This window comes from Novispirillum itersonii (assembly GCF_014205675.1).
Classification (GTDB): domain Bacteria; phylum Pseudomonadota; class Alphaproteobacteria; order Rhodospirillales; family Rhodospirillaceae; genus Novispirillum; species Novispirillum itersonii_A.
This window is the reverse complement of record NZ_JACIIX010000006.1, coordinates 60585-87033: the sequence shown is the minus strand read 5'-3', so window position 1 is coordinate 87033 and position 26449 is coordinate 60585. Positions and strand designations below refer to the sequence as shown.

The following is a 26449-nucleotide window of genomic DNA, read 5'->3' as shown; positions in this document are numbered from 1 at the left end:
GCCGTCTTCAGCCGAAGACAGTCTTTAAACATAAAGGCACTTGTTCTCAGGGCAGGGTGAAACTCCCGACCGGCGGTACATCGCCGCCCCGCATCCGTGGGGTCCGGCGGCAGCCCGCGAGCGCCTGTTCCCGTGCAGAGGACCGCACAGCCGGAACAGGGTCAGCAGATTCGGTGAAAAGCCGAAGCCGACGGTAACAGTCCGGATGGAAGAGGATAAGGCCGCGTCCGCATGCCGCCCCGGTTTTCCGGGATGGTGTGGCGTGGTATGTGCGCATGCGTGCGCCGGGCCGGGGGCTTTGCCCTGCGGTGCGTGTGGGCGTGTGCGGTCTTCCTGCGTGCCCTGATTCTGGTCAGCCGCCCCGATGGAACGGAGCATAACCATGAATCAGATGTTACCCGAAACCCCGTCCCTTCTCGCCGGTTACGGCACCCCGCAGGAGCGGGTGAAGCGGGCCGTCGCTGCCCTTCAGCGCGGCGAGGGGATTCTTGTGGTCGATGATGAGGACCGCGAGAACGAAGGCGACTTCATCTTTGCCGCCGACAGCCTGACCGACCAGCAGATGGCCCTGATGATCCGCGAAGGCAGCGGCATCGTCTGCCTTGTACTGACCGGTGAGCAGTGCGACCGCCTGAACCTGCCGCCGATGGTGGCCGACAATACCTCCCGCATGGGCACCGGCTTCACGGTGTCGATCGAGGCGGCGCACGGAGTCACCACCGGCGTTTCCGCCGCCGACCGCGTCACCACGGTGAAAGCGGCGATCAACCCGCAGGCCCGACCGCAGGATCTGGCCCGCCCCGGCCATATGTTCCCGCTGCGCGCCCACCCCGGCGGGGTGCTGGCACGGGCCGGGCATACCGAGGCCAGCCTTGATCTGGTGCGGATGGCCGGGCGGGCCCCGGCGGCGGTGCTGTGCGAACTGACCAACCCGGATGGCACCATGGCGCGCCTGCCGGAGGTGATCCGCTTTGCCCGGGGGCTTGGCATGCCGGTGATGACCATCGCCGACCTGCAACTGGTGCTGCGCGGTCAGCAGGCCGCCGCGTAAACCTCTCCCCTGTTCCCCCTCCCCCCTTTCCTGTCTGTGTCGGGGGGAGGGGATTTTCCCGCCCGGCGGCGACAGCGCACCTTGACCACCACCGGGGGTTATGCTGTGCTGCCGCCATGACCCAGCACGATCTGTTCGCCGCCCCGCCCTCCTCCCTGATGTCTTCCGGGGCCTCTTCCCTGCACGCTGACAGCGGCGATGCCGGTCCGGCCCGGTCCTTTTCCGCAGCGGAGCGGCTTGACCTGCTGCGCCTGATCCGCAGCGAGAACGTCGGCCCGGTGACCGTGCGCCGCCTGCTCGACCGCTTCGGCACCGCCCGCAAGGCGCTGGAGGCCCTGCCGACGCTGGCCCGCAACGGCGGCCGGGCCAAACCGATCAAGATCTGCCCGGCCACCACCGCCGAGAAAGAACTGATGCAGGCGGAAGCCCTTGGGGCCCGCCTGCTGTGTCTGGGCGAAAGCGCCTATCCCGCCCTGCTGGCACAGGTGGAGGATGCGCCGCCCTGCCTGTATGCCCTTGGCCATGCCCCGTTGCTGGCCCGGCCCTGCATCGGCATGGTCGGGGCGCGCAATGCCTCGGTGGCGGGGAAACAGTTCGCCCGCAAGCTGGCGCTGGATCTGGCCGCCGCCGGGATCACCGTGGTCTCCGGTCTGGCCCGGGGCATCGACACCGCCGCCCATGAAGGGGCGCTGTATGCCGCCACCCGCAATGACCCCGCCGCCGCCGGAACCGCCGCCGTCGTCGCCGGCGGGATTGATGTGATCTATCCGCCGGAGAACGACCGCCTGTACCGCCAGATGGTGGAACAGGGGGTGATCCTGTCGGAAATGCCGCCTGCCACCGTGCCGCAGGCCCGGCACTTTCCGCGCCGCAACCGCATCATCTCCGGGGCCAGCCTTGGGGTGGTGGTGGTCGAGGCCTCGGCCAAATCCGGGTCGCTGATCACCGCCCGCTGTGCCGCCGATCAGGGGCGGGAGGTGTTCGCGGTGCCGGGATCACCGCTGGAAGCCCGCAGCGAAGGCCCCAATCTGCTGCTGCGCGACGGTGCCACCCTGATCCGCCACGCCGGGGATATTCTGGAGGCGATCACCCGCCATCCTCCGGCGCTGGGAGAGCGCGGACGCCCCGGTTTCAGCGGCCCTGCCCCGGCCCTGCCGCCGGAACAGGATCTGGCCCGGGCGCGGGCGGAAGTTGTCCCCTGCCTGACCGTAACAGCGGTGACGGTTGACGAAATCATCCGGCAATGCCAATTGTCTTTTGCCGTTGTGTCCATGATCCTTCTGGAACTGGAACTGGCGGGCCGTCTGGAACGGCACCCCGGCAACCGCGTCTCTCTGCTGTCCGCCCCATGATCTTTCAAGGGGATAGGATGGCGGGAAGACACCTGACACCGCCTATTCAGCCTTTGCGAGCCCCATGAACGTCGTCATCGTCGAGTCCCCGGCCAAAGCCAAAACCATCAACAAATACCTCGGCGGCGGCTATACCGTTCTGGCGTCGTTCGGTCACATCCGTGACCTGCCGCCAAAGGACGGGTCGGTGCGCCCGGACGAGGACTTCGCCATGGACTGGGCCACCGATGCCCGGTCGGAAAAGCACATCCGCGAGATTGTGCAGGCGGTGAAGGGGGCCAAGCGCCTGTTTCTGGCAACTGACCCGGATCGCGAGGGAGAGGCGATTTCGTGGCATGTGCTGGAGGAACTGAACCGCCGCAAGGCCCTGAAGGATGTGGAGGTGAAGCGCGTCACCTTCAACGCCATCACCAAATCGGCGATTTCCGAGGCGATGGCCCATCCGCGTGACCTGTACTTTGATCTGGTCCACGCCTATCTGGCCCGCCGGGCACTGGATTATCTGGTCGGCTTCACCCTGTCGCCGGTGCTGTGGCGCAAGCTGCCGGGCTCCCGCTCCGCCGGGCGCGTGCAGTCGGTGGCGCTGCGCCTGATCTGCGAACGGGAATCGGAGATCGAGCGTTTCACCTCGGAAGAATACTGGACCGTTGCCGCCGATGCCCTGTCGGCGGGGGGCAAGCCGTTCCTGTCGCGGCTGACCCATCTGGACGGCACCAAGCTGGACAAGTTCGGCCTGCCCGACGCCACCGCCGCCGAACGGGCGCGGCAGGCGATTGAGGCCGGGGCCTTCACCGTCGGGGCCATTGAGCGCAAGCAGGCCAAGCGCCACCCGTTCCCGCCGTTCACCACCTCCACCCTGCAACAGGAAGCGGCGCGGAAGCTCTATTTCTCCGCCACCAAGACGATGACGCTGGCGCAGCGCCTGTATGAAGGCGTGCCGGTCAACGGCGAGACGGTCGGCCTGATCACCTATATGCGTACCGACGCCGTCAGCATGGCACCGGAAGCGGTGAACGACGTGCGCACCCTGATCGGCCAGAGCTGGGGCGACAAATTTGTCCCCTCCGCCCCCCGCGTCTACAAGACCAAGCAGAAGAACGCGCAGGAAGCGCACGAGGCGATCCGCCCGACCAACGTGTTCCTGAAGCCCGGCGACGTGCGTGATGTTCTGGATGCCGACCAGTTCAAACTGTATGAGCTGATCTGGAAGCGCACCGTCGCCAGCCAGATGGAAAGCGCGGTGATGGACCAGATGGCGGTGGATCTGGCCGATGGCGGCAAGAAGACCGTGCTGCGGGCCACCGGATCCGCCGTGCTGTTTGAAGGTTTCCTGAAGCTGTACACCGAAACCGTCGATGACGGTGCCGAGGATGACGAGAACAGCCGCCTGCTGCCGCCGCTGAAGGAAGGCGAACCGGTGCAGATCACCAAAATCTCGCCGGAGCAGCACTTCACCCAGCCGCCGCCGCGCTATTCCGAAGCCAGTCTGGTCAAGCGGATGGAAGAACTCGGCATCGGCCGCCCCTCGACCTATGCCTCGATCCTTCAGGTGTTGCAGGACCGCGATTACGTGCGCCTTGACGCCCGCCGCTTTGTGCCGGAAGACCGGGGCCGGATTGTCACCGCCTTCCTCGAAAGTTTCTTCCGCCGCTACGTCGAATACACCTTCACCGCCGATCTGGAAAACCAGCTCGACGAAATCTCTGCCGGTCATCTGGACTGGAAAGAGGTGCTGCGCCGCTTCTGGCAGGACTTTTTCGCCGCCGTTGAAGGCACCCAGACCCTGCGCATCTCGGAAGTGCTGGATGCGCTGGATGCCGACCTCGGCCCGCACCTGTTCGCCGCCCCGGCCGATGCCCCGGAAGGGCATGACCCGCGCCAGTGCCCGGCCTGCGCCGCTGGCCGTCTGTCGCTGAAACTGGGCAAGACCGGGGCCTTCATCGGCTGCTCGGCCTATCCGGAATGCCGCTACACCCGGCCGCTGGGCGGCGGGGCTGATGACACCGCCACCGACCGCGTGCTGGGCGACGACCCGGAAACCGGCCTGCCGGTCAGCGTCCGCAAGGGGCCTTACGGCTGGTACTGCCAGCTCGGCGAGGCCACCGGCGAAGGCAAGGCCAAGACCAAGCCGAAGCGGGCCGGTCTGCCCAAGGGCATGGATCCGACCGGGGTGGAGCTGGAACAGGCCCTGTCCCTGCTGGCGCTGCCGCGCACGGTCGGCCTGCACCCGGAAAGCGGCCTGCCGATTCTGGCCGGGATCGGGCGCTTTGGCCCGTACATCGTTCACGATGGCAAATATGTGAACCTGCGTGACGACAGCGTGCTGGAAATCGGCATCAACCGGGCGGTTGACCTGCTGGCCACCGCCAACAGCCGCGCCCGCAAGGTGGAAGGCAAGGAGCTGGGCACCCACCCCGACGACCAGCAGCCGGTGAAGCTGCTGTCCGGACGGTACGGCCCCTATGTCGAACACGGTGCCACCCGCGCCAACCTGCCGCGTGATACCGACCCGGAAACGGTGACGCTGGAACAGGCGGTCGGCTGGATCGCCGCCAAGGCCGCCAAGGATGCCGCCTCCGGTAAGAAACCGGCGGCAAAGAAGGCCCCGGCGAAAAAGGCGGCGGCGAAGGCCGATACGGCGACGGCGGAAAAGAAACCCGCTGCGAAGAAGGCAGCCCCGAAGAAGGCGGCCACCAAGAAAGCCGCAACGGATGCGGTGGTGGTGGAACCCCCGGTTGATGACAGCCTGCCGTGGGACGATGACACCCCGGCAGCCCCGGCAAAAAAAGCCGCCGTCAAAAAACCGGCTGCAAAGAAAGCGGCGACCACCAAAAAGCCCGCCGCGAAAAAGGCTCCCGCCAAGAAAGCGGCAGCCAAAACCGATGACAGCGAAGCATAAGGCTCTGCCCTTGGCCGCCGGAACCGTCCGGCGGCCTTTCGCTCATTGTTCACAGACCAAGACCAACAGAAAGTATTGATCCTTTGACCAAACACCCGCGCAAGCCCGTCCCCCTGCCCAGCAAGGCCCAGGTTCTGGAATTCATTCAGGACAGTCCCGGCCGTGTCGGTAAACGGGAACTGGCCCGCGCCTTCAACCTGACCGCCGAGCAGCGGCCGTTCCTGCGCCAGATCATGAAGGAACTGGAGGAGGACGGATCGGTCCAGCGCGGCCACAAGCGCACCCTGCACCGCCCCGGTGCCCTGCCCGATGTGGCGGTGATCCAGATCAGCGGCACCGATGAACACGGCGAACTGCTGGGCCGCCCCTTCAACTGGACCGAAGACGGCCCGCCGCCGCGCATTTTCCTGCAACCGGTGCGCCGGGATCTGCCCAGCGTCGGCATCGGCGACCGGGTGCTGTGCAAGATGCAGTTCATCGGCAACAATCAGTATCAGGCCCGGGTGATGAAAAAGCTGGTGGAGGCCCCGGCCCGGGTCCTCGGCCTGCTGGAAGTCGGCACCAACGGCCTGTTCCTGCGCCCGACCGACCGCCGCGACCGGCAGGATTACGTGGTGGCGCGCGGCGACACCGGCGGGGCCGAGGCCGGGGAACTGGTGGAAGCCGAAGTGCTGCCCGGCCGGGCCCATGGCCTGCGGCAGGTGCGGGTTCTCGACCGTCTCGGCTCGCTGACCGCACCGAAGGCAGTCAGCCTGATCGCCATTCACGCGCAGGGTATCCCGACTGAATTCACGCAGGGGGCGCTGGATCAGGCCGAAGCCGCCGGACCGGTGCCGCTGGGCACCCGCGAAGACCTGCGCGACATCCCGCTGGTGACCATCGACGGCGAGGACGCCCGCGACTTCGACGATGCGGTGTGGGCCGAAGCCGACGGCAGCGGCGGCTGGCATGCCATTGTCGCCATCGCCGATGTCGCCCACTACGTCTATACCGGCAGCCCGCTGGATAAATGCGCCTACGAACGCGGCAACTCGGTCTATTTCCCCGACCGGGTGGTGCCGATGCTGCCGGAGGCCCTGTCCAACGGCTGGTGTTCGCTGCGCCCGGACGAGGAGCGCGGCTGTCTGGCCGTGCACATGTGGTTTGACGCCAAGGGCAACAAGACGAAGCACCGCTTTGTCCGTGGCCTGATGCGTTCCGCCGCCCGCCTGACCTACACGCAGGTACAGAACGGGCTGGACGGCCGCCCGGATGACACCACCGGCCCGCTGATGGACCGTGTGATTGCCCCGCTGTTCGCCTGTTATCAGGCCCTGCGCTCCGCCCGCAATCTTCGCGGCGCGCTGGAAATCGAGATCGCCGAGCGCAAGGTGGTGCTGGCCGAGGACGGGTCGGTGGTCGGCATCGTGCCGCGCCCGAGCTGGGACAGCCACAAGCTGATCGAAGAACTGATGATCGCCGCCAACGTCTGCGCCGCCGAGACGCTGGAGGACCGGCAGCAGCCCTGCATGTACCGCGTGCACGACGAGCCGCCGATGGAACGGCTGGAAGCCCTGCGCGGCTTCCTTCAGACCATCAACCTCAACCTGCCGACCGGGGCGCTGCGGCCGCAGAACTTCAACAGCGTCATCAGCAAGGTGCGCGGCACCTCGCAGGAGCATCTGGTCAACACCGTCATCCTGCGCAGCCAGTCACAGGCCATTTACACGCCGGAAAACCGGGGCCACTTCGGGCTGGGGCTGCGGCGCTACGCCCACTTCACCTCGCCGATCCGCCGGTATTCCGACCTGCTGGTGCACCGGGCACTGATCCGGGGCCTTGGCTTCGGCACCGCGCAGGAGGCCCTGACCAGCGAACAGGCCGCCGACTTTGAACTGATCGGCGAACACATCAGCCAGACCGAGCGCCGCGCCGCGCTGGCCGAGCGGGATGTGATCGAACGCTACACCGCCCTGTACCTGTCCGAACGCATCGGAGCCGAATTTGCCGGGCGCGTCACCAGCGTTACCCGCTTCGGCCTGTTCGTCGAGCTGGAAGACAGCGGGGCCAGCGGCCTGATCCCGATTTCCTCCCTCGGCACCGAATTCTTTGTGCATGACGAGGCCAACCATCGCCTTGTCACCCGCTCGCAGCGCACCATCCACCAGCTGGGCGATGCGGTGATCGTCCGGCTGCGGCAGGCCGATCCGGTGACCGGCGGCATGCTGTTCGAGATGCGGGCCAATCTGGGCGGCGCCCCGAAGGACGGCTGGAAAGCCGAGCTGAAACCGGCACCGGAACGGCCGCAGCGCCCGCCCCGCGCCATCACCGAAAGCGCCGACTCCGGCCCGGCGGACGGTGCAGCTCCGGATGCCGGAGGTGATTTCCGCCCGGGAGCCCGGGGCAGCCGCAAACGGATCTCCGGCGAGCCGTCAGGCCGCAGTAAGACCGTGCGCCTCAACCGCTCCGGCCCGCCGGGCAGTAAAAAGCCGCGCCGTCGCTGACCACCGGAGCATTAAGGTACTGTAATACCGGAAAAACCCCCGCCGTTCCACGTCCGGCGGGGGTTTTCTTGCCTCTGCCCCGGCGTCGGAGCCGCCGGAAGGCCGCCGTCACCGGGCACGTCCCCTCCCGCTTACATCTTGTTAAGCGAAACCTGCCATGGTCTGATATCGGAAGGCAGGCCGGAGCTGAACGGGCAACCGTGCGGTACCGTATCCTATACGCCGCTTTCCTTCCGCCGACCGCCGTTTCAGGACTGGACCGAGCATGGCAGCAGGCACCGTAGACCGGATCATCCGCCCCGCGCCCCCACACCGGTGGCCGCTGCGGATCCGCCGTGTCGCCCTGATCGGCCTGTGGGTGCTGATGGCCGCCCCGGTGATGGCCGCAGCCCCCGCCGAGCCCCCGCCGTTTTCGCGCGATGAGGCGATGCGGATGATCGGCTTCACCTTCGATGTGATCGCCGAACGGCATCTGGAAGCCCTGAGCGGGCGGACGCTGGCACTGGATACCCTGAAAGGCCTGACCACGCTGGACCCATCCGTCAGCGTGCGCGCTGACAGCGACTGGGTGCAGCTGCTGGACGAGCGCGGCGTGGTGGCCAGTTACTCGGCCCCGGCGGATACCAGCCTGTCGGCCTGGACCCGGGTGACGGTGGATGTGACGCAGGCCGCCCAGAAGATTTCCCACCCGATTTCCGAGGCCCATGCTGAAGAGATCTATCAGGCCCTGATCGACGCCCTGCTGTCGACGCTGGATCCCTACTCCCGCTATGCCGGTCAATCGGAAGCGGCGGAAAACCGCGCCAACCGCAACGGATTCGGCGGTATCGGCATCCGCTATGTGCTGGAAGACGGCAAACTGTCGATCACCGAGGTGATGAGCGACACCCCGGCCTCCGACGCCGGTCTGAAGCCGGGGGATGCGGTGGTCAGCATTGACGGCACCCCCATCATGAAACTGGGCGGTACGCTGGAAGCTGCCCGGCAGCGCCTGCGCGGCCCGATCAATTCCCCGGTCACCCTCAGCGTCGAACGGACCGAGGGCAAGGCCCGGCCCCGCCTGATGGAGGTCAGCCTGCGCCGTGGGCTGGTGGTGCCGCAGACCGTGTTCATGGTGTCGGATTCCGACGGCATCGGCCATATCCGCATCAGCGGCTTCAATCACCGCACCGCCAAGGCACTGGAAGAGGTGGTCAGCGCCGCCATGCAGCAGAAACACCTGACCGGGCTGCTGCTGGACCTGCGCGGCAACCCCGGAGGCCTGCTGGATCAGGCGGTGGCGGCGGCCGACCTGTTTATGGACCGGGGCAAGATCGTCACCACCCGGGGCCGCCACCCGGAAGCAATGCAAAGCTATACCGCCCACCCCGACGACATCAGCAAAGGGCTGCCGATCGTGGTGCTGGTGGACGGCAAATCCGCCTCCGCCGCCGAAATCCTCGCCACCGCGCTGGAAGACAGCGGCCGGGCGGTGGTGGCCGGGACCTCCACCTATGGCAAGGGCACGGTGCAGACCGTGATCCGCCTGCCCAACGACGGCGAGCTGACCCTGACATGGTCACGCTTCCACAGCCCCACCGGCTACGCGCTGGAAGGGCTGGGGGTGATGCCGGGGGTGTGCGTCTATGATCAGGGGATGACCCCGGATCTGAGCGTGCAGGCCCTTGCCCATTCCACCAGCGATCTGGAAAGTTTCAACATGCAGTGGCGCACTGTCGCCACCGGGGATGCCACCGGACGCGCCGCCCTGCGCGGGCGCTGCCCACCCGGCAACCATGCAGGCTGGAACGTCGATGTCGCGGTCGGAAAGGCCCTGCTGCGCAATGGCCCGGCTTACGGTCAGGCCCAGACTGTGCTGACCCCGCCCGATGACACCGCGTCCCTGCACCGCTGAGGACCACCAATTCCGGGAGTCCCGGCAGGTTTTCCCCGGCAGGCCGGGCGGGTGCCTGACGGCAACTGACGGAAAACACTGGGGTTTCACGTTTTCTCCACAGCTTTCCCCAGCTTTCCCTTGACACCTTTTCCCAGCACTGTATTGTGCGCCCCTCGACACGCACGTTGTTTGACCAGGATTTAAGGCGATGGCTAAGCCGACCACCATTCAGATTAAGCTCGAAAGCACCGCTGATACCGGTTACTTCTACATTGCGAAGAAGAACCCGCGGAATACCACCCAGAAGCTGGAATTCCGCAAGTATGATCCGGTGGTGCGCAAGCACGTCGTCTTCCGTGAAACGAAGATGAAGTAAGATACGGGTTACACCGTTTTTTACCCTTTAAGGGCCGTTGGCAATCGTCAACGGCCCTTAAAGCTTTTTGCGCCCCCTGTCGCCGTCCCCCTCCCCTTGAGGAAACAGGCTGCGACGTGCGGACAGAGCCGAAGTCATGCGGCAGAAACAGTCTCCGTCAGCCGATCACCGACAGGGTTGTTTTCTGCATATCATTTTCCGTGCGGATCAACGCGGCAGAAGCCTTATAGGCCGCCTGCGCCATGCGCATCTGCACCAGATCGGTACTCAGGGAGCTGTTGGGCAACCCGTAAGCCGTGCCACCATCAGCGCCCGGCGTCGGCATATACGCCGGGACCACCGGGCGGGACCCGGTGACCACGCCACCCCCGGCGACGCTGGACTGCGTGACCGCCTGAGGCTGATATCCCTGATAGCCATCCGCCGTAATCGTCCCGCCACTGCGGGCATTCACGATATTCGATGCGGAAATCGCCACGGCGCGGGACGCAGCCTGTAACCCGGAAACAGCAGTGGAAAAGGCGTCAGACATGGCGGCGGAGATCCCTCTGCTTGGCAGACCCTGAAGACTGGCTGGATGACCGGCGACAGCCTATCCACCCTCCCCCAAGCATCGGCGCGGTTCAGCACTGTGGCTGTGAACCCTGTCACACCCCCGCTGACCGGAACCGGAGCCACCCCAAAAAAACAGGCAGCCTGTCGCCAGACTGCCCTCTTCATGCTCCGCACCTGCCGCCGCTACATCCAGCGGCTATAGACTTCTCCGGTCTGGCGGTCTTTCCCGCCGGAGGAGATCGCCCGAATGGCGCGTTCGTACTGGTTTACCCCGCTGCGCACCGTGGTGCCGGTGTTGCGGTCCCGGTCGCCCTGATTGCGGTAAGACACCAGCACCGCCGACACCTCGGTGGTCGTCAGGATGTCGCCGAAGCGCACCCCTTCCATCCGGGCCTTCCGGGCCGCAGCCTGCCGCTGCGACTGCTGGAACAGATTGCTCCAGTCCTGCGCAAAGCGGAGGGCTTCGTCCTCCGCCCCGACATTGCCGGAATTCGCCAGATTGGTGATGCTTTTGAAGGTCAGGGACGACGACACGGTCCCGCCGCTGCCCGCCCGCAGGGGGGAGGCCGCAACCGGCTGTCCTGTCTGTTGTCCGACCTTCGTGACCACGATGGGCTTCCAATGTCTTACGGGGAGGTGAGGACCGCACGGTGCAGCCCCACAGAACCCGGGGGAACCGGCTTTACGTCCCGGCAGACGGTAAACTCAGCGGCTGGTACCGGGCGATAACACCCGGAACAGCAAACGATAACCGGGGAATACCACAGGAGAACCATCGATTAAAGTCGATAAAATTCAAGATTTCGATTCGTCGGTCTCCGACGCCCGTCCCCTTGATAGATCCCGGTTTTACAGCGGTCAGAGTCTGGATGGATAACCGCATGGTTTTATGATGAGGCCCCACCCCGGCAGAGTCAAACTCCGAGGCCGTTCTTGCAAAAACAATTCGCCCTCAAGCAGTCCCTGACCGCCGCAACCAACGCCCGGGTTGTCAGCACAGACACATCTTACGCCTGCTGCGTGTTGCCAACAGTGCCGGACCCGTATCTTATAGGCATGAAAGCCGGATGCGGACCGCCGAAAGGGATCCGCCGTTCTGTCGTGACCACGGTCCGCCACCGGATTCTGCCCTGTCCTCTTGCCCGGATGCCGGAAGCCATGTCAACCCGCAGGGATTTTCTGTCCGCCCTCAGCAATGCCACCCTGTCGTTTCCCGATAATACGGCGGCCCGCCGGATGATTGCCGGGACCTTTGGCATGGAAGACTATCACCGGCTGCTGCTGTCACTGTATCACGTCGCCCACGCGGTGCCGGACAGCACCCGTCTGGCGGCAGCGCGCTGCCCGGACAGCCTGCCGCAGGCCCGCCAGTGTCTGGAAGCCCACGCCCTGCGGGTTGCCCCCCATGCCGGGCTGCTGCGGACCGATCTGACCGCCAGCGGTTACGCCGGTCCGGCCCCGGAAAACACCACCCCCGACCCCGCCGCTGCCGCCTACATCACCTTCAACGCCACTCTGGCGGAAACCCACCCGGTGGCGCGGCTGGCGGTGATTGCGGTGATGGATGCCATCAGCGGCAGCTTCAGCGGCAACTATATCGCCAAGCTGTTGCAAAGCCTGCCGCTGCGCCCCAGCCAGATCGGCTTCTTCTTCCGGCAGGATGATCCGGCAACCCGCCCGCAACCGGTGCTGGATGTGCTGGAACACCTGCCCCTGACCGCCGGAGACTGGGCCGGAATGATTGATGCCGCCACAGCAGCCGCCCGGCTGTACCGCGATGTTTACAGCAGTGCGGTCGCAGCCCCGGCCCCGGTGGATGGCCTGCGCCGGAGCGCCTGACCGGATAATCCTTTAGAGCTGATCCGCCACCTGCCGCAGCCCGTCAAGGTTACAGCGGAAGTGGTTGCGCCCCAGCGTTTCCAGCAGGGAAGCCCGGCGGAATTCGGCAATCGTACGGCTGGCGGTCTCGGTGGTGATGCCAAGGATCGCGCCGAGATCTTCCCGGGTGAACAGATCGCTGATCTCGTTGCTGCCACCGGTTTCGGCCAGATGCAGCAGCAGGCGGGCCACCCGCCCACGGGCATTGCCGGTGGACAGGCCGGTCAGCCATTCATCCGCCTCGCGCACCGCCTGATGCCAGCGGCGCATCAGCTGGGTATGCAGACGCGGCGTTTCCCGTTGCAGGCGGGTCACCACCTCCAGCGGCAGACGGCACAGCACCGCATCCTGCACCACCACGGCATCATGTTCATACGGCAGGGTCAGCAGCACCTCCAGCCCCAGCGTGTCGCCGGGGCGGCGCAGGCGGACAATCCGCTGCGATCCGTCCGGCAGGGACTGCACCAGCTTGATCATCCCGGAGCGCAGGGTATAGAGCGCCGTCCCCTGATCCCCCAGATGATAGACCGGGGCCCCGGCAGACAGACGCAGTTCATCAATCGGCACATGGATCAGCGCGAAGTCGGACTCCTGAAGGTCCGCGAACAGGGCCATCTGCCGGATGCCGCAGGTGCGGCACCCTGATGCCCCGGCCCAGGCGGCCTGAATGTTGATCCCCGCTGCCATCCGGCGCTGCCTCTCCTGCCTGACCGTGGTTTAACCCTTTCCGGAGACAGGGTTTTCAGCCTGCCTTCCGTGTATTTAAGCATGATCCGGCAACGGTGGGGACTGGGTATTTGCATCCTCCGCCAGATGCCGGGTCAGCCGTCCGGTCAGAAACTCCACCAAGGCCCGGACCCGGCGCGGCTGGGCCGCCGTCGCCGGGTACACCAGCTGCAACGCCGTCGCCCCGGAGGAAAACAGCGGCAACAGCTCGGTCAGACTGCCATCCCGCAGGCTGCCCGCGACATCGAACAGCGATTTATAGGCGATGCCCTGCCCGTCGAGGCACCAGCGGCGGATCAGGTCCCCGTCATTGGCAATACGGTGACCGGGCACCGGCACCCGTTCCATCCGGCCCCCGATGCGGAACGGCCAGACCGCCTCCGTCACCGTGCCGAAGCGCATCAGCAGACAGCGGTGTCCGGCCAGATCCTGCGGATGCTGCGGCACGCCGTGCCGCGCCAGATAGGACGGGGCGGCGCAGACCACCCGCCGGGCCGTGCCCAGTGGCCGCACCTTCAGCGAGCTGTCGGCCAGCAGCCCGTGGCGGACGGCCAGATCCATCCCCGCCGCCACCAGATCGACGTGGGAATCAGACAGGTGCAGGTCAAAGGTCACCTCCGGATGATCCTGCCCGAAGGCATCCAGCAGCGGCACCAGATGCCGCCGCCCGAAATCCATCGGCGCGGACAGCCGGACCGGGCCGGACAGCCGGTCGGCCCCCAGCCGGATCCGGGCGGCCAGATCATCGGCCTCCGCCAGCAGGCGGCGGGCCCCGTCGGCCAGAACCCGGCCCTCTTCCGTCAGGGTCACCGCCCGGGTGGTGCGGACCAGCAGGGCCGCGCCGTAATGGCGTTCCAACGCCGCCAACCGCTCCGAAACCGAGGACGGAGACAGCCCCAGCTCCCGCCCGGCGGCCGCCAGCCCACCCTTTTCGACAATGCGCAGGAACAGGGACAGTGTTTCCAGCTGCATGACCGGACCTCATTCTGCGGATTTTCCGAATTATGATTTCAGATCATCGCACATTCTGCCGGATATCCGCAGAGCTTATCCTTCCTGACAGACACCCCGCCACCGATCAGGAGCCTTCTGCCATGACCTTCACCGCCGCCACCGTTTCCGTCGTCATCGGCGGCACCAGCGGCATCGGCCGCGCCGTTGCCGATGCCCTGTCACAGCGCCCCGGCACCGTCCACCGCCTCAGCCGTTCCGCCGGGCTGGATATCAGCGATCCTGCCGCCGTGGCTGCGGCCTTTGCCGCCCTCGGGCCGGTGGACCATGTGGTGATCACCGCCGGATCACAGGCCCCCGGCGGGCCGCTGACCGGGCTGGACCTGACCGCCGCCAAAGCCGCCTTTGATGTCAAGTTCTGGGGCAGTGTCACGGTGGCGCAGGCCGCCGCCGGGCATCTGCGCCCCGGCGGCACCCTCACCCTGACCTCGGGCTTCCTCGCCCGCCGCGCCACACCGGGCACCTTTGTCAAAACCGCGATGAATGCAGCGCTGGAGGCCACCGCCAAACTGCTGGCGCGGGAACTGGCCCCGCTGCGGGTCAACGTGGTCAGCCCCGGCCTGACCGACACCGAAGCCTATGCTGCCCTGCCCGCCGAGGCCCGACAGGCGATGCTGGACCGGGCCCGGGCCACCCTGCCCGCCGGACGGGCCGGAACTCCCGCCGATCTGGCCGCCGCCTATCTGTTTGCGATTGATACTGCCTTCGTCACCGGCACGGTGCTGGATGTTGACGGTGGCGCGCTGATCGCCTGATTCCTTCCTGATGGAGATCCCCCAATGTCCGCTGCCCCTTCCCTGTTTTCCCCGGTCCGCATCGGCGGCCTGCCGCTGCCCAGCCGCCTGATCATGGCCCCGATGACCCGTGCCCGCGCCGCCCAGCCCGGCGACATCCCCACCCCGCTGATGGCCGAATACTACGCCCAGCGCGCCGGAGCCGGACTGATCCTCACCGAGGCCACCCAGATTTCCCCGCAGGGTAAGGGCTATTCCTTCACCCCCGGCATCCACAGCCCGCAGCAGGTGGACGGCTGGCAGCAGGTGACACAGGCGGTGCACGCGGCGGGAGGCAGCATTGCCCTGCAACTGTGGCACGTCGGGCGGATGAGCCACCCCAGCCTGCATGCCGACGGTCAGACGGTCGGCCCGTCGGCGATTGCCCCCGATGCCAGCGTGTGGATTGTCGATCCAGCCACCGGAACCGGCACCATGCTGCCCTGCCCGGTACCGCGTGCCCTGACCACGGCCGAAGTGGCCGCGGTGGTCGATGATTACCGCCACGCCGCCGACAATGCCCGTGCTGCCGGGTTCGATGCGGTGGAGATCCACGCCGCCAATGGATACCTGATTGATCAGTTTCTGCGGGCCAGCGCCAATCACCGCACCGACCGGTACGGCGGCCCGGCGGAGAACCGGATGCGCTTTCTGCTGGAGGTGGTGGACGCAGTGGCCGGGGTCATGGGAGCCGACCGCACCGGCATCCGGCTGTCGCCCTTCATCACCCAGCGCGGCATGAACGATCCGGACATCATCCCCACCGTTCTGGCGGTAGCGGCGGAACTGGAGCGACGGCGGATCGCCTATATCCACATCGCCGAAGCCGACTGGGACGACGCACCGGAAACACCTGAAGCGTTCCGGCATGCCCTGCGGCAGGCTTTTTCCGGCAGCATCATTGTCGCCGGGGGATACACCCGGGAGAAAGCTGATGCCATCCTGCGCAGCGGACTGGCCGACGCGGTGGCGTTCGGGCGCCCCTTTATCGCCAATCCGGATCTGCCGCGCCGCCTGCGGGACGGTCTGCCGCTGGCGGAGGCCGACACCACCACCCTGTTCGGCGGCGGTGCGGAAGGGTATGTCACCTATCCGCCGCTGCCGTAAGGCGGGCACAGCACAGAGGAGGGATGCGCGTCAGCCCCCCGGGCACAGGCGATCTCTTCGTCCCCCGCCTCAGAACGCTCCGGCATTCCGGGGCGGGGGATATCGCCTGAGGACCGGGGGCTTTGCCGATGGCTTACCCGGAAACGGCCCTCTCAGGCATGCAGGGCGTACCCCAGCACCCCCCACATATAAATCATCACCAGCAGGGACAGCAGCGCCAGAAACTCAGTGACAAAACGGCCGATCGACATGATGTCCTCCATCGGGGAATGCGCAGCCCCCTGCGCAGAGAGAGGGGAGACGGAAACGGCAAAGATCAGGCTTACGCCTATATTGTTCTTATTTTGTTCTTGTTGCGGTGATGGGAACATAAAGAGAACGCAGAGTCAACACCACCCCCCCGGACCCGCAGAATTCTGCGGGTCTCTCCTGCCACAGGGCTTGCCAGAATTGCCGATCCCGGCCAGACTCGGCGCATCCTCCAACAGGCCGGAGCCCGCGATGACCGACAGCGCCGCTTACCGCCGCACCGCGCTGTTGCCCGGTCTGGTGCTGGGGCAGGCCCGGTTTGAGACCACCCACTTTGACCGCCACTTCCACCTTGAGACCCACATCGGTGTGGTAACGGACGGCGTACAGCGGCAATCGTTCCGGCGGGAGGTGACGTTCCTCGCCCCCGGCGGCATCTCGCTGATGCCCCCCGGTGAAATCCACGACGGCACCCGCCATGCCGATCAACCGTTTACCCTGCTGACCTACCGGGTTTCCCCGGCATTGCTGACCGATCTGTCGGAAGACCTGACCGAAACCGCCCGCCCGGTGCCCGTCGCCGCCATCACGTTTGATCAGCCGGAAGTCAGCCAGCGCCTGATCCGCCTGCACCGGCTGCTGACGGCAGGCTCAGACTCTCCCCCTGCGCCTGAGCTGGCAGCCCAGAGCGAATGGCTGGCCCTGCTGGCCGCCCTGCTCCTCCACAGCCACAGTCTGCTGCCGCCACCGCCCGCCGGGCCACTGGGGGCGCGACGGTTGCGGCAGGTGCAGGACTACTGCCTTGACCGTCTGGCCGAAAAGATCACGCTGGAAGATCTGGCCACCGTCTGCGGCCTCGGGCGGTTCCAGTTTCTGCGACAGTTCCGCGCCAGTGTCGGGATGACGCCCTATGCGTGGCTGCTGCGCCTGCGGCTGGAACAGGCCTGCGCCCTGCTGGCGGAGGGACGGCAGACCATTGCCGCCGTGGCACAGGACACCGGCTTCCATGACCAGAGCCACTTCAACCGCGCCTTCCGCCGCGCCTATGGCGTCGCCCCGTCGGGGTATTGAGGCGGCTCCCCCGCTACGGAGCCTGCACAGAAGAAGGACCAGACAGCTATGGCTGTTCCCGCCAGTAAAGACGCTCTGCTGACCGCCATCGATACCGAATTCGGCAAGGTGATCCGGGACTTCCACGCCGTTCCGCCCGCGCAGGCCATGGACCGGACCCTCGAAGGGCACGCCAAGGGCACGCGGATGAGCGTTGCCGACCTTGCCGCCTATCTGATCGGCTGGAATGAGCTGGTCCTCAACTGGCTGGACCGCGACGCCGCCGGTCAGCCCATCGACTTTCCGGCAACCGGATTCCGCTGGAACGAACTGGGTCGCCTCGCCCGGAAATTCTATTCCGACTCTCAGGAGCTTTCCTATCCGGAACGCCTCGACCGCCTGATCACAGCAAAAACCCGGATCGTAGCCTTGGTCGAAGCCCGGGATAACGACACCCTCTATGGCCGCCCGTGGTACGGGAAATGGACGATGGGCCGGATGATCCAGCTCAATACGGCCTCACCCTATGCCAATGCGCGCGGGCGGCTGCGGAAATGGCGGACTGCCAACAGCGGCACCTGAGCGGCGGCAAGGCCTCGCCCGGCTTTTTCCGTCACTATTTTACAAGGCAGGCCAGTCCGATCCCGGCACGATCCCCCCGGAAACTCCTTTTTCTGATGGATCCCCGGAATGACGGAACGCCTGTATTTTTTCAGCGATGCGCTGGAGACCACCGCCACAGTCCTGTCCTGCACCGATGCCGGGGACGGCATCTATGCCGTGGTGCTGGACCGCAGCCTGTTCCACCCCCAGGGCGGGGGCCAACCGTCTGATACCGGGGTTCTGGGTGGGGTGCGGGTGCTGAAAGTCCTCAGCGAGGGCGACACCCTGCGCCATATCACCGATGGCCCGGTTGCCCCCGGTCCGGTGACCCTGCGGGTGGAAGCCGCCCCGCGCCTGCTGCACAGCCGCCTGCATTCCGCCGGGCATGTGCTGGCCGCCGCTGCGGCCCCGTCCGGCTGGCGGGCAGTGAAGGCCCACCACTGGCCGGGCGAGGGCCGCGTGGTGTTCGAGGCCCCTCCCCTGACCCCGGTACCGGATACCGCGGCACTGACCGCCGCCACCAATGCCCTGATTGGGGGTGGCCACCAGCGGGTGATCACCCCGGGGCCGGACGGACGGCAGGTCGGCTTCGGCCTGCTGCCTGCCACACTGTGCGGCGGCACCCATGTGACGGAGCTGTCCGTCATCGGCCCCATCCGCCTGACCCGGATCAGCCTGAAAAAAGGGGTGCTGACGGTCTCCTATGATGTTGATCTGCCCCCTGACTGATCCCGGCCAGAGAGCAATCCTGCGTCCCTGTGATGCCTGCACCCGGATAGCGATGGCGCAGGCAGCACCGGGGTAACGGCCAAAAGGCTGAAAGAATGGCCTGCCACCCTCCGGGATCAGAGAAATCTCAGCGTCCGGAGACGTCGAATTTCAAATGTGATTTAACGATTTTTCATAGCTTTAATAACGTCCTCCGCAACCAGTCTGGCCCCAGTGTTCGACAGATGATCATCATCGTAATAGAAGATGTCAGAGCCCTTCGCGGTTACACACCTTCCCCCTTTTACGGCATTACAGAAAATATGATCCGGCCGTACCCGCATTAAATTTTCATTGTCCGGAATCGAGTCAAATGCCTCAAGAACCTGCCGGTTCCGATCCATGAAAACGTCATAACTTGTTGTAATTTCGTCTTTTTCTCCAAACATTTTAAGTCTCGCCAATTGCCTCGGCACATCAAAACCAACCTCCGGGACCGGATAGACCAAGATGACTTTCTTCCCGCCCTCAAGTAAGCGCTGGACAGACCTCTTATACTGGCGTGTAAGCTTTTCCATCCTTAAGGGATTATTATTATTTTCCTTAATACCGTTCTCAACAACATCTAAAGATATACGATTGGAAGACTCAAAACCCCCTTCCCGATTATCAAAATATGTCCCTTCCATATAAATAGACCACCGGCCGAGAAGAACAACATATTCGACGTCATCACTCCGCAAAGCATAGTCAAAAGACTTCTTATTTAACTCGTAACACTTATGAACTTTTCTAAGGTCGAATCTGTAAACGTCCTCAACAGGAGGGCATCCGTTGTACGTGATCGACCGGAGAGAAAGGCCATTCTCAGAAAGGGCCTGAGAAAGCGAAAAGGCTAACGCATCGGCGTGAGAGTCCCCTAATAACAGGCCCTTTAATTTTCCATTTCCCAGAACGCAATAGTTTTCAGGCGAGGGAGCCTCCCCCCCAGAATAATGACATTGCGCCTGCCGAGGATTTTTATCTTTTTGCGCCAGAAAAAATTGGTCGAATTCCTTACTGAACCGGAACTTATACCCGCCCGAAATATGGCCACACAGGCCAATACAGATAAAAACAAAAGAAATAGAAAAAAATAATATAAAAATCCCCCTTCTTTTCAAAAAGGCGGCATTCCGAAATGGAACTTCAATGAATCTCCAACTAAAATAAGCCATTACAAAGGCCACAATAGATAATAAAATAAAAACATCCCGCCCCGGATCGTTCAAGATCCGATGTCTGGCAAATGCAAAAAGCGGCTGATGCCACAAATATGCACTGTAGCTTATCAAGCCAATCCGAACGAATGCTTTATTACCTATGAATTTACCAACACTATTTTCATTTGAAGCAAATAATATAATAAGGAGAGCGCCGAACACCGGAGCAAGCGCATTGGCCCCTGGAAACGGCGTTGCTTTACTATAAGAGAAGACCGCGTAGAGAATTAAGGCGAAACCGAGCCAGCCACCCAAGTCTCCCAGGACTTTCCCTGAAAGTCCTCGCGGCGAATTTGATAAATAAAATGCAGCGAAGACGCCAACAAGCAGCTCCCAAATACGGGACTGCAATAGAAAAAAAGCAGCCTTGGACCAAGCGTATGAATCTCTCTGAGACAAATAAAAACTATATATGAGCACAACCCCCAGCGCGACCACGGCCCAGCGCCGGCCAAGCTTCAATAAAAAGATCATAGATATAGGAAATATTAAATAAAACTGCTCTTCTACAGACAAACTCCACGTGTGAACGAAGGGCTTTAATTCAGATGCTACGCTGAAATAGTCATTTTCCCTCAAAAATAGAATATTTGATAAGAATAAATATATAGATACTAAGCTTTGTGAAAAGTCCTTCATATCTCTTGGCAAAAGCCAAAACCAAGAGAATGGCAAAGAAACCATCATTACGAAGAATAATGCTGGAAATATGCGCCTGATCCGCCTTTCATAAAATTTTATTAAAGAGAAATTTTTATCCTCAATTTCTTTTAGAATTATGGATGAAATTAAATAACCGCTGATGACAAAAAAAACATCGACACCAACGAACCCCCCCCTGAACGTTTCAAACCCAGCATGAAACAGTATGACGGGTATAACCGCTAAGGCCCGAAGCCCATCTATTTCTCGCCTGTATTCCATATATTTTATCCAAAAACTATCTATATTTTTCTTCTATATTCCCAACCGATACAGCATGACACAGATCAGCGCCAGAGACAGGAATGCCCGAGCCATCGCGAACCATTATCACCGACAAAGACACACTTGAGGAACGAAAACAAGCAACGGTCCTCCTTCAACGCCGCAACGCGCCGTTTCTACGCCTTGATCTGTTTACCCGCGCCTCCCACCAATGCATCAATCCATTCCCCTTTTTTCTGCGTCTTTAACACTCTGGAGTCAGCCCATCCCGGAAGCATGGGGCGTTTTCCCGGCAGGTGGATCCCGGTGCCGCCATGAACCCGACATGGGCGACACCGGGCTCAAATACCGCACCATGAAGGGCCAGCGTTTGCCACTGCACAGACGGAACGGAACAGCCCGGCTGATCCAATGCCGTTATCAGGCGATGACGGAGAGACCCCAGTGCCCGGCCAACAACGGCGCAACAGCGGTAAAAGCAGCCTCCAGAGCCAGCCCCTGACCATGCCGCAGGCGGAAAAGAGCACGTTCAGTAACCATCGGATTTCCTCCGATACAGACAGAAAAGGCCGGAGGACCTGCCATCAGGCGGTACTCCGGCACTCCGAAGACGGCTCAGACGACGGGGACCGGCAGGAATACGCTCTGCCCCACCACATCAATCGTCACCTTCCCGCGCAACCCGCGGGGCCCGCCCGTTTCCAGCAGGGTGTGGGCGTCCCCCATCCGGGCCAGCGGCAGGGTCGCCCCGATCACCGGCCTGACCAGACCGCGCTCAACAAGGGTGGTCAGCGCATCCAGCTTGCCCCGGTTCTGGCGGGTGAAAACAAAGTGGTAGGCGGCATTGCGGCCCCACGCCTCCACCAGATTCTGCGGCTGCGGAATATCGACAAGACTGACCACCCGCCCGAAATCGGCCAGCACCAGCGGGCTGCGGGTCAGTGTATCGCCGCCGATGGTGTCAAACACCACGTCAACACCCTGATTGCCGGTCAGCGCCGCCACCGCCGTAACGTAATCCTCCGTCACAAAATCAATCGCCTCATCCGCCCCGAGGGAGCGGACAAAGTCATGATCCACCGCACGGGCGGTGGTGATCACCCGGGCCCCGATCGCCTTTGCCACCTGAATGGCGATGGTGCCGACACCGCCCGCTCCGCCGTGGATCAGGATGGTTTCCCCCACCGCCAGCCGGGCACGGGAGACAAAGGCCTCCCACACCGTTCCACCGACCAATGTCAGACTGGCGGCCTCCAGATGGCTGAGGTTACGCGGCTTGCGGCCGACCAGCTCTACGTCAGCCACGTGCTGCTCGGCGTAGGATCCGGCACCGCCGAAGATCTTCGGGGTATAGTAGACCTCATCCCCGGGGCGGAATTCACTGACGTCGGATCCCACCTCCTCCACCACGCCGGAAATATCGTGGCCGATGATGGCGGGCAGCGGCACATAGGCCGGATAATCCCCCCGGCGGATCTGGTAATCCAGCGGGTTGATGGCGGTGGCATGGACCCGCACCCGCACCTGCCGGGCTCCGACGGCCGGAACCGGCACATCGCGGAGGTCAAACGCCTCGGCCCCGCCAAAACGGGTCAGCACAATCGCCTTCATAGTCATGGTCATGTCTGTGTCTTTCTGTCTCCCGGAACGGCCCTGCACAGTCAGGCAGGCGGCTCCGGTGGGGAGTGAACCGGGAGGCCCCCGCCGGGGGCTGCTCCGCTGACGTCACCTTGACCTTCAAACAGACAGCCGTGTAGCCATGGAGATATTCAATCAGTTTCAATATTTTCTTGAAGATGAAACCGGCCACCGTTATCCCCGGGCCCAGATCTGCCCACCGGCTGGAGAAGGCCACCATGGATCTTGACGATCTCACCCTGTTTATCCGGATCGCACGCCTCGGCGGTATCAGCGCCGCCGCCCGCGATCTTGGCCTGACCCCGGCCGGGGCCAGTGCGCGCCTTGCTGCCTTCGAAAAGTGTCTCGGGGCCCGCCTGCTGCACCGCACCACCCGGCAGGCTGCCCTGACCGAGGACGGACGGACCTTTCTGCCCCATGCGGAAAACCTGCTGGAGGCCGCCGCCGCCGCCCGGGCCGCACTGGGCGGGGCACAGGCGACGCCCCGGGGCACCCTGCGGATTGCCGCCCCCTCCTCCTTCGCCCGTCTGCACATCGTGCCGGGCCTGCCGGAATTCACCGCCCGCTATCCAGACCTGCGGCTGGATCTGCGGATCTCCGACAGCATGGTTGATCTGGTGGAAGGGGCCTTCGATGTGGCGGTGCGCTACGCTGACCTGAAGGACTCGTCGTTTGTGGCGCGGCGGCTGGCTCCGGACCGCCGGGTTCTGGTGGCCTCCCCGGACTATCTGGCCCGCCATGGAACACCGGAAACGCCCGACGACCTTGATCACCACGCCTGTCTGGTGGTCGGCACCCTCGACCGCTGGACTTTCCGGGATGCTGACGGGGCAGAACACGCCCGCTGCATAACCCCGGTCCTGCGCATCAACGATGGCGAGGCGGTGCAGCAAAGCGCCTGCGCCGGAATGGGCATTGCCCTGATGGCAACGTGGTGTGCCGCAGACCAGCTGCGCAGCGGGGCACTGGTGCCGGTTTTGCCCGATCACCCGCTGGTTTCAACCCAGACCCTGTGGGCCCTGTACCCCAGTACGCGGGAACTGGCACCGAAGGTGCGGGTGTTCATCGACTGGCTGGTGGCGCGGTTCGGCCCGGACCCCTACTGGGATCACGGGCTGCCGGTCCACAGCCTGCCCTGAGGGCGGAAAGCAGAGAGAAAAGGGCCTTACGCCCTCTTGATGGTGATCGTGCCCTTGCCGAACAGCACAGCCAGCACCCCAAGGCCCAGCGCGGCACCGGTTGCCAGCAAAATCAGAATCAGGGCCGACGGCACCACCACCGCCATCACCACCACCGCGACCAGCGCGAGAACGCACAGCGCCAGCAGACGGACGGCAAGGGTCTGGAACAGGCTGAGAGGGGACATCGGATCGACCATTCCTTGCAAAAAGATTGCACCCGGACACTGCCCCCGGTTCAAACCCGGGGTGTCTTCTCTCCGTTTTACCAGAAAACCACCCTAAGGAGAGTCATTTTCTCCGGATCGCATCAGATCTGGAATCAGCCCCGGCGGTTCCGGGCGGCGATGCCCCGGAGCGGCCCCTCCCCCAGAACCACAACCCAAGGTGATTCCGATCTTTTCCCGTGCTACAGTTGCGCAAAGCAACGGAGAACCGCCGAGGAGTCACATGGACGGGTCTTTCTTTTATCTGGTCGGGGCGGCACTGGTGGTTATCGCCCTGTTCCGGGGCCGCCGGGGCGGAAATTCGATCAAAGCCCGGAATATCTCGGGCAGCATTGTCATCAACGGCGATACCTCTGGCCCTGTGGTGCAGTCCTCCTCCCCTGCCGCATCCGGTACCGGGGAGAAAGGCCCCAACAAGACCGGCCTTATCGGCGTCATCCTCTCTGGCGCACAGCTTCTCGTCAGTCTCGTCAAATAATGTGGAATCCGTTCTCCGGCAGGTCGATGAAGCTCCGGGATGCGGCGGGCAGTGTCGTCGTCAACGGCGGTAACACCGGGATCATTAACCTCGGCGGCCTACAGGCAAAGACATTCCCCCTACAGATCTTTCTTCCCGCCGACACAGCCGCAGCCAAGAACGACAACGCCAACCGCTTCACATACACCGCCCGCCGCACAGAGTTTCTGGGGCGCGACGCGGAGATGCAGCAGCTTCAGGATTTCCTGACGTCACCGGCCCCCTTCCGGTGGTGGCTGATGACCGGTCAGGGCGGCGTCGGCAAAAGCCGCCTCGCCCTGGAATTCTGCCGTGCCGCGACGGCAAAAAAACATCCCCCGGCGCGGCCCGCCGCCCTGTCATGGCTGCGGGCGCTTCTGGGCGGAAAAGACAGGCCCGGCCAAGGCAGGCAGACCGGGACAGCCCGAACCGCAACGGCCAGCCAGCCATGGACCAGCGGCTTCCTGCTGCTGGACGAAGCGCATAAACAGACCGATGCGGCCCAGCTTGCAGCCTGCGTTGATCCCCTGCAACACTGGCAGCCCGAAAGCCCCACCCTGATCGTGGTCGATTATGTCGGGGAAAGGCCGAAGTATCTGGGCATGGTGATCCGCACTTTGGCCATGCGGAAGGATTTAGCACACCCGGTGCGGCTTCTGCTGCTGGAACGCGATGCCGATGGACTCTGGCGGCAGGCTTTCGACGCCTCCGACGCGCCCGGCCGGAACCTTATGGACCAGACGCGCCATGCCGATCCGCTGGCCCTGACCAGACCAGACGAAGACGCGTTGTGGGCCATCCTCTCAACAATGTCCAACGGGCAGGCCAAGGACAGAACGGATTTGCTCGGTCAGTTGAAAGAGATCGATCCGCACTGCCGACCCCTTTTTGCCGCCTTTCTCGGCGATGCCCTCGCCGGTTCCGGACCATCGCGGCGCTGGGACCGTGCCGCCCTGCTGAAGGACGTGCTGAAACGGAACGAGACGCATTTCTGGACCCCGAATGGCATCACCGAGGCCGACAAACTCTTGTTATGCCTGGCAACCCTGACCAGCGGTGCCTTTGCTGACTGGCTGAACACCCCGGCGTTGACGGCCCCGGACTTCCCTGATCCACTGCCCTCTCTGCAAGACCCGGGCCTGCAAGAGCGTTACCGGACCATGACCGGTTCGGATATTCAAAACATTGCCGGTCCGCTGGGCCGCCGCAGCCTGTTTCCCGCCTTGCAGCCGGACCTGCTCGGCGAGTTCTTTGTGCTGCAATACCTTGCACCGCCCGGAACCATGCGGGAAGCGTGGTCCCCCCGCCTACAGGCTGTTCTCAAGGCGGCATGGCACCTTGCCCCCGTCGGGACCGCTGTTTTTCTTGACCGCCTCGGCACGGACTTCCCTGATGCGCCAGACCTCCACGACTTTTTTGCGATGCCGGAGAGTGACGTCATTGAGGTCCAACGCTATTGGGCCATGGTGGCGATCAATGAGGGAACCCGCCTCGGTCGGCGTGGCGAGAACACGGCATCAATCGCCGTCTATGACGAGGTGATCAGCCGTTTTGCTGACGCCCCGGAGACAGCCCTGCGCGAACTGCTTGCCACGGCAATGGTCAACAAGGCGGTCTGCCTCAGCGAAAGTGATGACAGCACAGCAGCGATCGATCTCTATAACGACGTGATCCGCCGCTTTGCCAACGCCCCGGAGCCAGCCCTGCGCGGACCGCTCGCCAAGGCCATGGTCAACAAGGCGGTCCGCCTCGGCAAGAGTGGCGACAGCGAGGCGGAGATCGCCGTCTATGACGAGGTAATCCGCCGCTTCGGCGATGCCACGGAACCAGCCCTACGTGAACAGCTCGCCAAGGCAATGGTCTACAAGGCGATCACAATCGGCCAGAGTGGCGACAGCAAAGCGGAGATCGCCGTCTATGACGAGGTAATCCGCCGCTTCGGCGATGCCACGGAACCAGCCCTACGTGAACAGCTCGCCAAGGCAATGGTCTACAAGGCGATCACAATCGGCCAGAGTGGCGAC

At 63.9% G+C, this 26449-nt stretch carries 22 protein-coding genes and 1 riboswitch; of the genes, 15 read left to right on the top strand and 7 right to left on the bottom strand.

The genetic code is table 11. From position 1 onward, the window contains the following. Nucleotides 1-38 precede the first annotated feature (38 nt). A riboswitch (FMN riboswitch) is annotated at nt 39-221 on the top strand. A gap of 161 nt (nt 222-382) precedes the next feature. The 6 genes from ribB to rpmG all read left to right on the top strand — a co-directional run bounded on the left by ribB (nt 383) and on the right by rpmG (nt 10037). Beyond that, complete coding sequence (gene ribB, locus FHS48_RS09485; protein ID WP_416046509.1) at nt 383-1051, top strand: 3,4-dihydroxy-2-butanone-4-phosphate synthase; 669 nt, start codon at nt 383-385, stop codon at nt 1049-1051. A 116-nt stretch (nt 1052-1167) separates the two neighbouring features. After that, a complete protein-coding gene (gene dprA / locus FHS48_RS09480; RefSeq protein WP_184263330.1) occupies nt 1168-2403 on the top strand; it encodes a DNA-processing protein DprA in 1236 nt (411 codons plus the stop codon). Between the two features lie 64 nt (nt 2404-2467). Beyond that, on the top strand, nt 2468-5302 hold the full coding sequence (gene topA, locus FHS48_RS09475; protein WP_184263329.1) for a type I DNA topoisomerase: 2835 nt from the start codon (nt 2468-2470) through the stop codon (nt 5300-5302). An 83-nt stretch (nt 5303-5385) separates the two neighbouring features. Further along, nucleotides 5386-7785, top strand: coding sequence for a ribonuclease R (rnr, locus tag FHS48_RS09470; protein WP_184263328.1), 2400 nt, complete (start codon nt 5386-5388; stop codon nt 7783-7785). A gap of 265 nt (nt 7786-8050) precedes the next feature. Next, on the top strand, nt 8051-9679 hold the full coding sequence (locus tag FHS48_RS09465) for a S41 family peptidase (protein ID WP_184263327.1): 1629 nt from the start codon (nt 8051-8053) through the stop codon (nt 9677-9679). Between the two features lie 190 nt (nt 9680-9869). After that, complete coding sequence (gene rpmG, locus FHS48_RS09460; RefSeq protein ID WP_184263326.1) at nt 9870-10037, top strand: 50S ribosomal protein L33; 168 nt, start codon at nt 9870-9872, stop codon at nt 10035-10037. Nucleotides 10038-10194: 157 nt separating this feature from the next. Here the strand turns inward: rpmG and FHS48_RS09455 are convergent, their stop codons facing one another. Together FHS48_RS09455 and FHS48_RS09450 are read right to left on the bottom strand one after the other, a co-directional pair. Then, nucleotides 10195-10569, bottom strand: coding sequence for a flagellar basal body rod protein FlgC (locus tag FHS48_RS09455; protein WP_184263325.1), 375 nt, complete (start codon nt 10567-10569; stop codon nt 10195-10197). A gap of 206 nt (nt 10570-10775) precedes the next feature. Beyond that, the gene (locus FHS48_RS09450) at nt 10776-11201 is read right to left on the bottom strand and encodes a hypothetical protein (protein WP_184263324.1); all 426 of its coding nucleotides are present in this window, start codon (nt 11199-11201) and stop codon (nt 10776-10778) included. Nucleotides 11202-11750: 549 nt separating this feature from the next. On the opposite strand from FHS48_RS09450, the gene FHS48_RS09445 reads away from it, so the two are divergent. Then, the gene (locus FHS48_RS09445; protein WP_184263323.1) at nt 11751-12431 is read left to right on the top strand and encodes a hypothetical protein; all 681 of its coding nucleotides are present in this window, start codon (nt 11751-11753) and stop codon (nt 12429-12431) included. Between the two features lie 12 nt (nt 12432-12443). On the opposite strand, the gene FHS48_RS09440 is transcribed toward FHS48_RS09445, so the two are convergent. Further along, nucleotides 12444-13157: a Crp/Fnr family transcriptional regulator gene (locus tag FHS48_RS09440; RefSeq protein WP_184263322.1), complete on the bottom strand. Its 714-nt coding sequence runs from the start codon at nt 13155-13157 to the stop codon at nt 12444-12446. Between the two features lie 75 nt (nt 13158-13232). Further along, nucleotides 13233-14168 carry a LysR family transcriptional regulator gene (locus FHS48_RS09435; RefSeq protein WP_184263321.1) on the bottom strand — a complete coding sequence of 312 codons (936 nt, stop codon included), beginning with the start codon at nt 14166-14168 and terminating at the stop codon, nt 13233-13235. A gap of 122 nt (nt 14169-14290) precedes the next feature. On the opposite strand from FHS48_RS09435, the gene FHS48_RS09430 reads away from it, so the two are divergent. From FHS48_RS09430 to FHS48_RS09410, 5 genes are all read left to right on the top strand, one after another. Next, nucleotides 14291-14962, top strand: coding sequence for an SDR family oxidoreductase (locus FHS48_RS09430; RefSeq protein WP_184263320.1), 672 nt, complete (start codon nt 14291-14293; stop codon nt 14960-14962). 24 nt (nt 14963-14986) lie between these two features. Next, nucleotides 14987-16087, top strand: a complete 1101-nt coding sequence (locus tag FHS48_RS09425; RefSeq protein WP_184263319.1) for an alkene reductase — start codon at nt 14987-14989, stop codon at nt 16085-16087. A gap of 501 nt (nt 16088-16588) precedes the next feature. Beyond that, nucleotides 16589-17407 carry an AraC family transcriptional regulator gene (locus tag FHS48_RS09420; RefSeq protein ID WP_184263318.1) on the top strand — a complete coding sequence of 273 codons (819 nt, stop codon included), beginning with the start codon at nt 16589-16591 and terminating at the stop codon, nt 17405-17407. A 48-nt stretch (nt 17408-17455) separates the two neighbouring features. Then, nucleotides 17456-17968 (top strand): ClbS/DfsB family four-helix bundle protein, encoded by a 513-nt coding sequence (locus tag FHS48_RS09415; RefSeq protein WP_184263317.1) that lies wholly within the window; start codon nt 17456-17458, stop codon nt 17966-17968. 108 nt (nt 17969-18076) lie between these two features. Further along, nucleotides 18077-18718, top strand: a complete 642-nt coding sequence (locus FHS48_RS09410) for an alanyl-tRNA editing protein (RefSeq protein WP_184263316.1) — start codon at nt 18077-18079, stop codon at nt 18716-18718. Between the two features lie 161 nt (nt 18719-18879). On the opposite strand, the gene FHS48_RS09405 is transcribed toward FHS48_RS09410, so the two are convergent. Beyond that, on the bottom strand, nt 18880-20883 hold the full coding sequence (locus tag FHS48_RS09405; protein ID WP_184263315.1) for an acyltransferase family protein: 2004 nt from the start codon (nt 20881-20883) through the stop codon (nt 18880-18882). Between the two features lie 618 nt (nt 20884-21501). Continuing rightward, nucleotides 21502-22509, bottom strand: a complete 1008-nt coding sequence (locus tag FHS48_RS09400) for a zinc-dependent alcohol dehydrogenase family protein (protein WP_184263314.1) — start codon at nt 22507-22509, stop codon at nt 21502-21504. A 233-nt stretch (nt 22510-22742) separates the two neighbouring features. Between FHS48_RS09400 and FHS48_RS09395 the strand changes: the two genes are divergently transcribed. Continuing rightward, nucleotides 22743-23663 carry a LysR family transcriptional regulator gene (locus FHS48_RS09395; protein WP_184263313.1) on the top strand — a complete coding sequence of 307 codons (921 nt, stop codon included), beginning with the start codon at nt 22743-22745 and terminating at the stop codon, nt 23661-23663. Nucleotides 23664-23689: 26 nt separating this feature from the next. Here the strand turns inward: FHS48_RS09395 and FHS48_RS09390 are convergent, their stop codons facing one another. Then, complete coding sequence (locus FHS48_RS09390) at nt 23690-23890, bottom strand: hypothetical protein (protein ID WP_184263312.1); 201 nt, start codon at nt 23888-23890, stop codon at nt 23690-23692. Between the two features lie 262 nt (nt 23891-24152). Between FHS48_RS09390 and FHS48_RS09385 the strand changes: the two genes are divergently transcribed. Both FHS48_RS09385 and FHS48_RS09380 read left to right on the top strand, forming a co-directional pair. Next, nucleotides 24153-24407 (top strand): hypothetical protein, encoded by a 255-nt coding sequence (locus FHS48_RS09385; RefSeq protein ID WP_184263311.1) that lies wholly within the window; start codon nt 24153-24155, stop codon nt 24405-24407. 26 nt (nt 24408-24433) lie between these two features. Then, nucleotides 24434-26449, top strand: a 2016-nt coding sequence (locus FHS48_RS09380; RefSeq protein ID WP_184263310.1) for a hypothetical protein, incomplete at its 3' end; no start/stop codon positions are given.

Bases quoted from the DNA above. Each gene is read 5' to 3' on its own strand.
- FHS48_RS09415 (WP_184263317.1), top strand. From the start codon at position 17,456: ATGGCTGTTCCCGCCAGTAAAGACGCTCTGCTGACCGCCATCGATACC.
- FHS48_RS09410 (WP_184263316.1), top strand. From the start codon at position 18,077: ATGACGGAACGCCTGTATTTTTTCAGCGATGCGCTGGAGACCACCGCC.
- FHS48_RS09430 (WP_184263320.1), top strand. From the start codon at position 14,291: ATGACCTTCACCGCCGCCACCGTTTCCGTCGTCATCGGCGGCACCAGC.
- dprA (WP_184263330.1), top strand. From the start codon at position 1,168: ATGACCCAGCACGATCTGTTCGCCGCCCCGCCCTCCTCCCTGATGTCT.
- FHS48_RS09435 (WP_184263321.1), bottom strand. From the start codon at position 14,168: ATGCAGCTGGAAACACTGTCCCTGTTCCTGCGCATTGTCGAAAAGGGT.
- FHS48_RS09420 (WP_184263318.1), top strand. From the start codon at position 16,589: ATGACCGACAGCGCCGCTTACCGCCGCACCGCGCTGTTGCCCGGTCTG.
- FHS48_RS09405 (WP_184263315.1), bottom strand. From the start codon at position 20,883: ATGGAATACAGGCGAGAAATAGATGGGCTTCGGGCCTTAGCGGTTATA.
- FHS48_RS09445 (WP_184263323.1), top strand. From the start codon at position 11,751: ATGTCAACCCGCAGGGATTTTCTGTCCGCCCTCAGCAATGCCACCCTG.
- rpmG (WP_184263326.1), top strand. From the start codon at position 9,870: ATGGCTAAGCCGACCACCATTCAGATTAAGCTCGAAAGCACCGCTGAT.
- FHS48_RS09390 (WP_184263312.1), bottom strand. From the start codon at position 23,890: ATGTCCCCTCTCAGCCTGTTCCAGACCCTTGCCGTCCGTCTGCTGGCG.
- FHS48_RS09465 (WP_184263327.1), top strand. From the start codon at position 8,051: ATGGCAGCAGGCACCGTAGACCGGATCATCCGCCCCGCGCCCCCACAC.
- FHS48_RS09395 (WP_184263313.1), top strand. From the start codon at position 22,743: ATGGATCTTGACGATCTCACCCTGTTTATCCGGATCGCACGCCTCGGC.
- FHS48_RS09400 (WP_184263314.1), bottom strand. From the start codon at position 22,509: ATGACCATGACTATGAAGGCGATTGTGCTGACCCGTTTTGGCGGGGCC.
- FHS48_RS09425 (WP_184263319.1), top strand. From the start codon at position 14,987: ATGTCCGCTGCCCCTTCCCTGTTTTCCCCGGTCCGCATCGGCGGCCTG.
- FHS48_RS09440 (WP_184263322.1), bottom strand. From the start codon at position 13,157: ATGGCAGCGGGGATCAACATTCAGGCCGCCTGGGCCGGGGCATCAGGG.
- topA (WP_184263329.1), top strand. From the start codon at position 2,468: ATGAACGTCGTCATCGTCGAGTCCCCGGCCAAAGCCAAAACCATCAAC.
- FHS48_RS09455 (WP_184263325.1), bottom strand. From the start codon at position 10,569: ATGTCTGACGCCTTTTCCACTGCTGTTTCCGGGTTACAGGCTGCGTCC.
- ribB (WP_416046509.1), top strand. From the start codon at position 383: ATGAATCAGATGTTACCCGAAACCCCGTCCCTTCTCGCCGGTTACGGC.
- FHS48_RS09385 (WP_184263311.1), top strand. From the start codon at position 24,153: ATGGACGGGTCTTTCTTTTATCTGGTCGGGGCGGCACTGGTGGTTATC.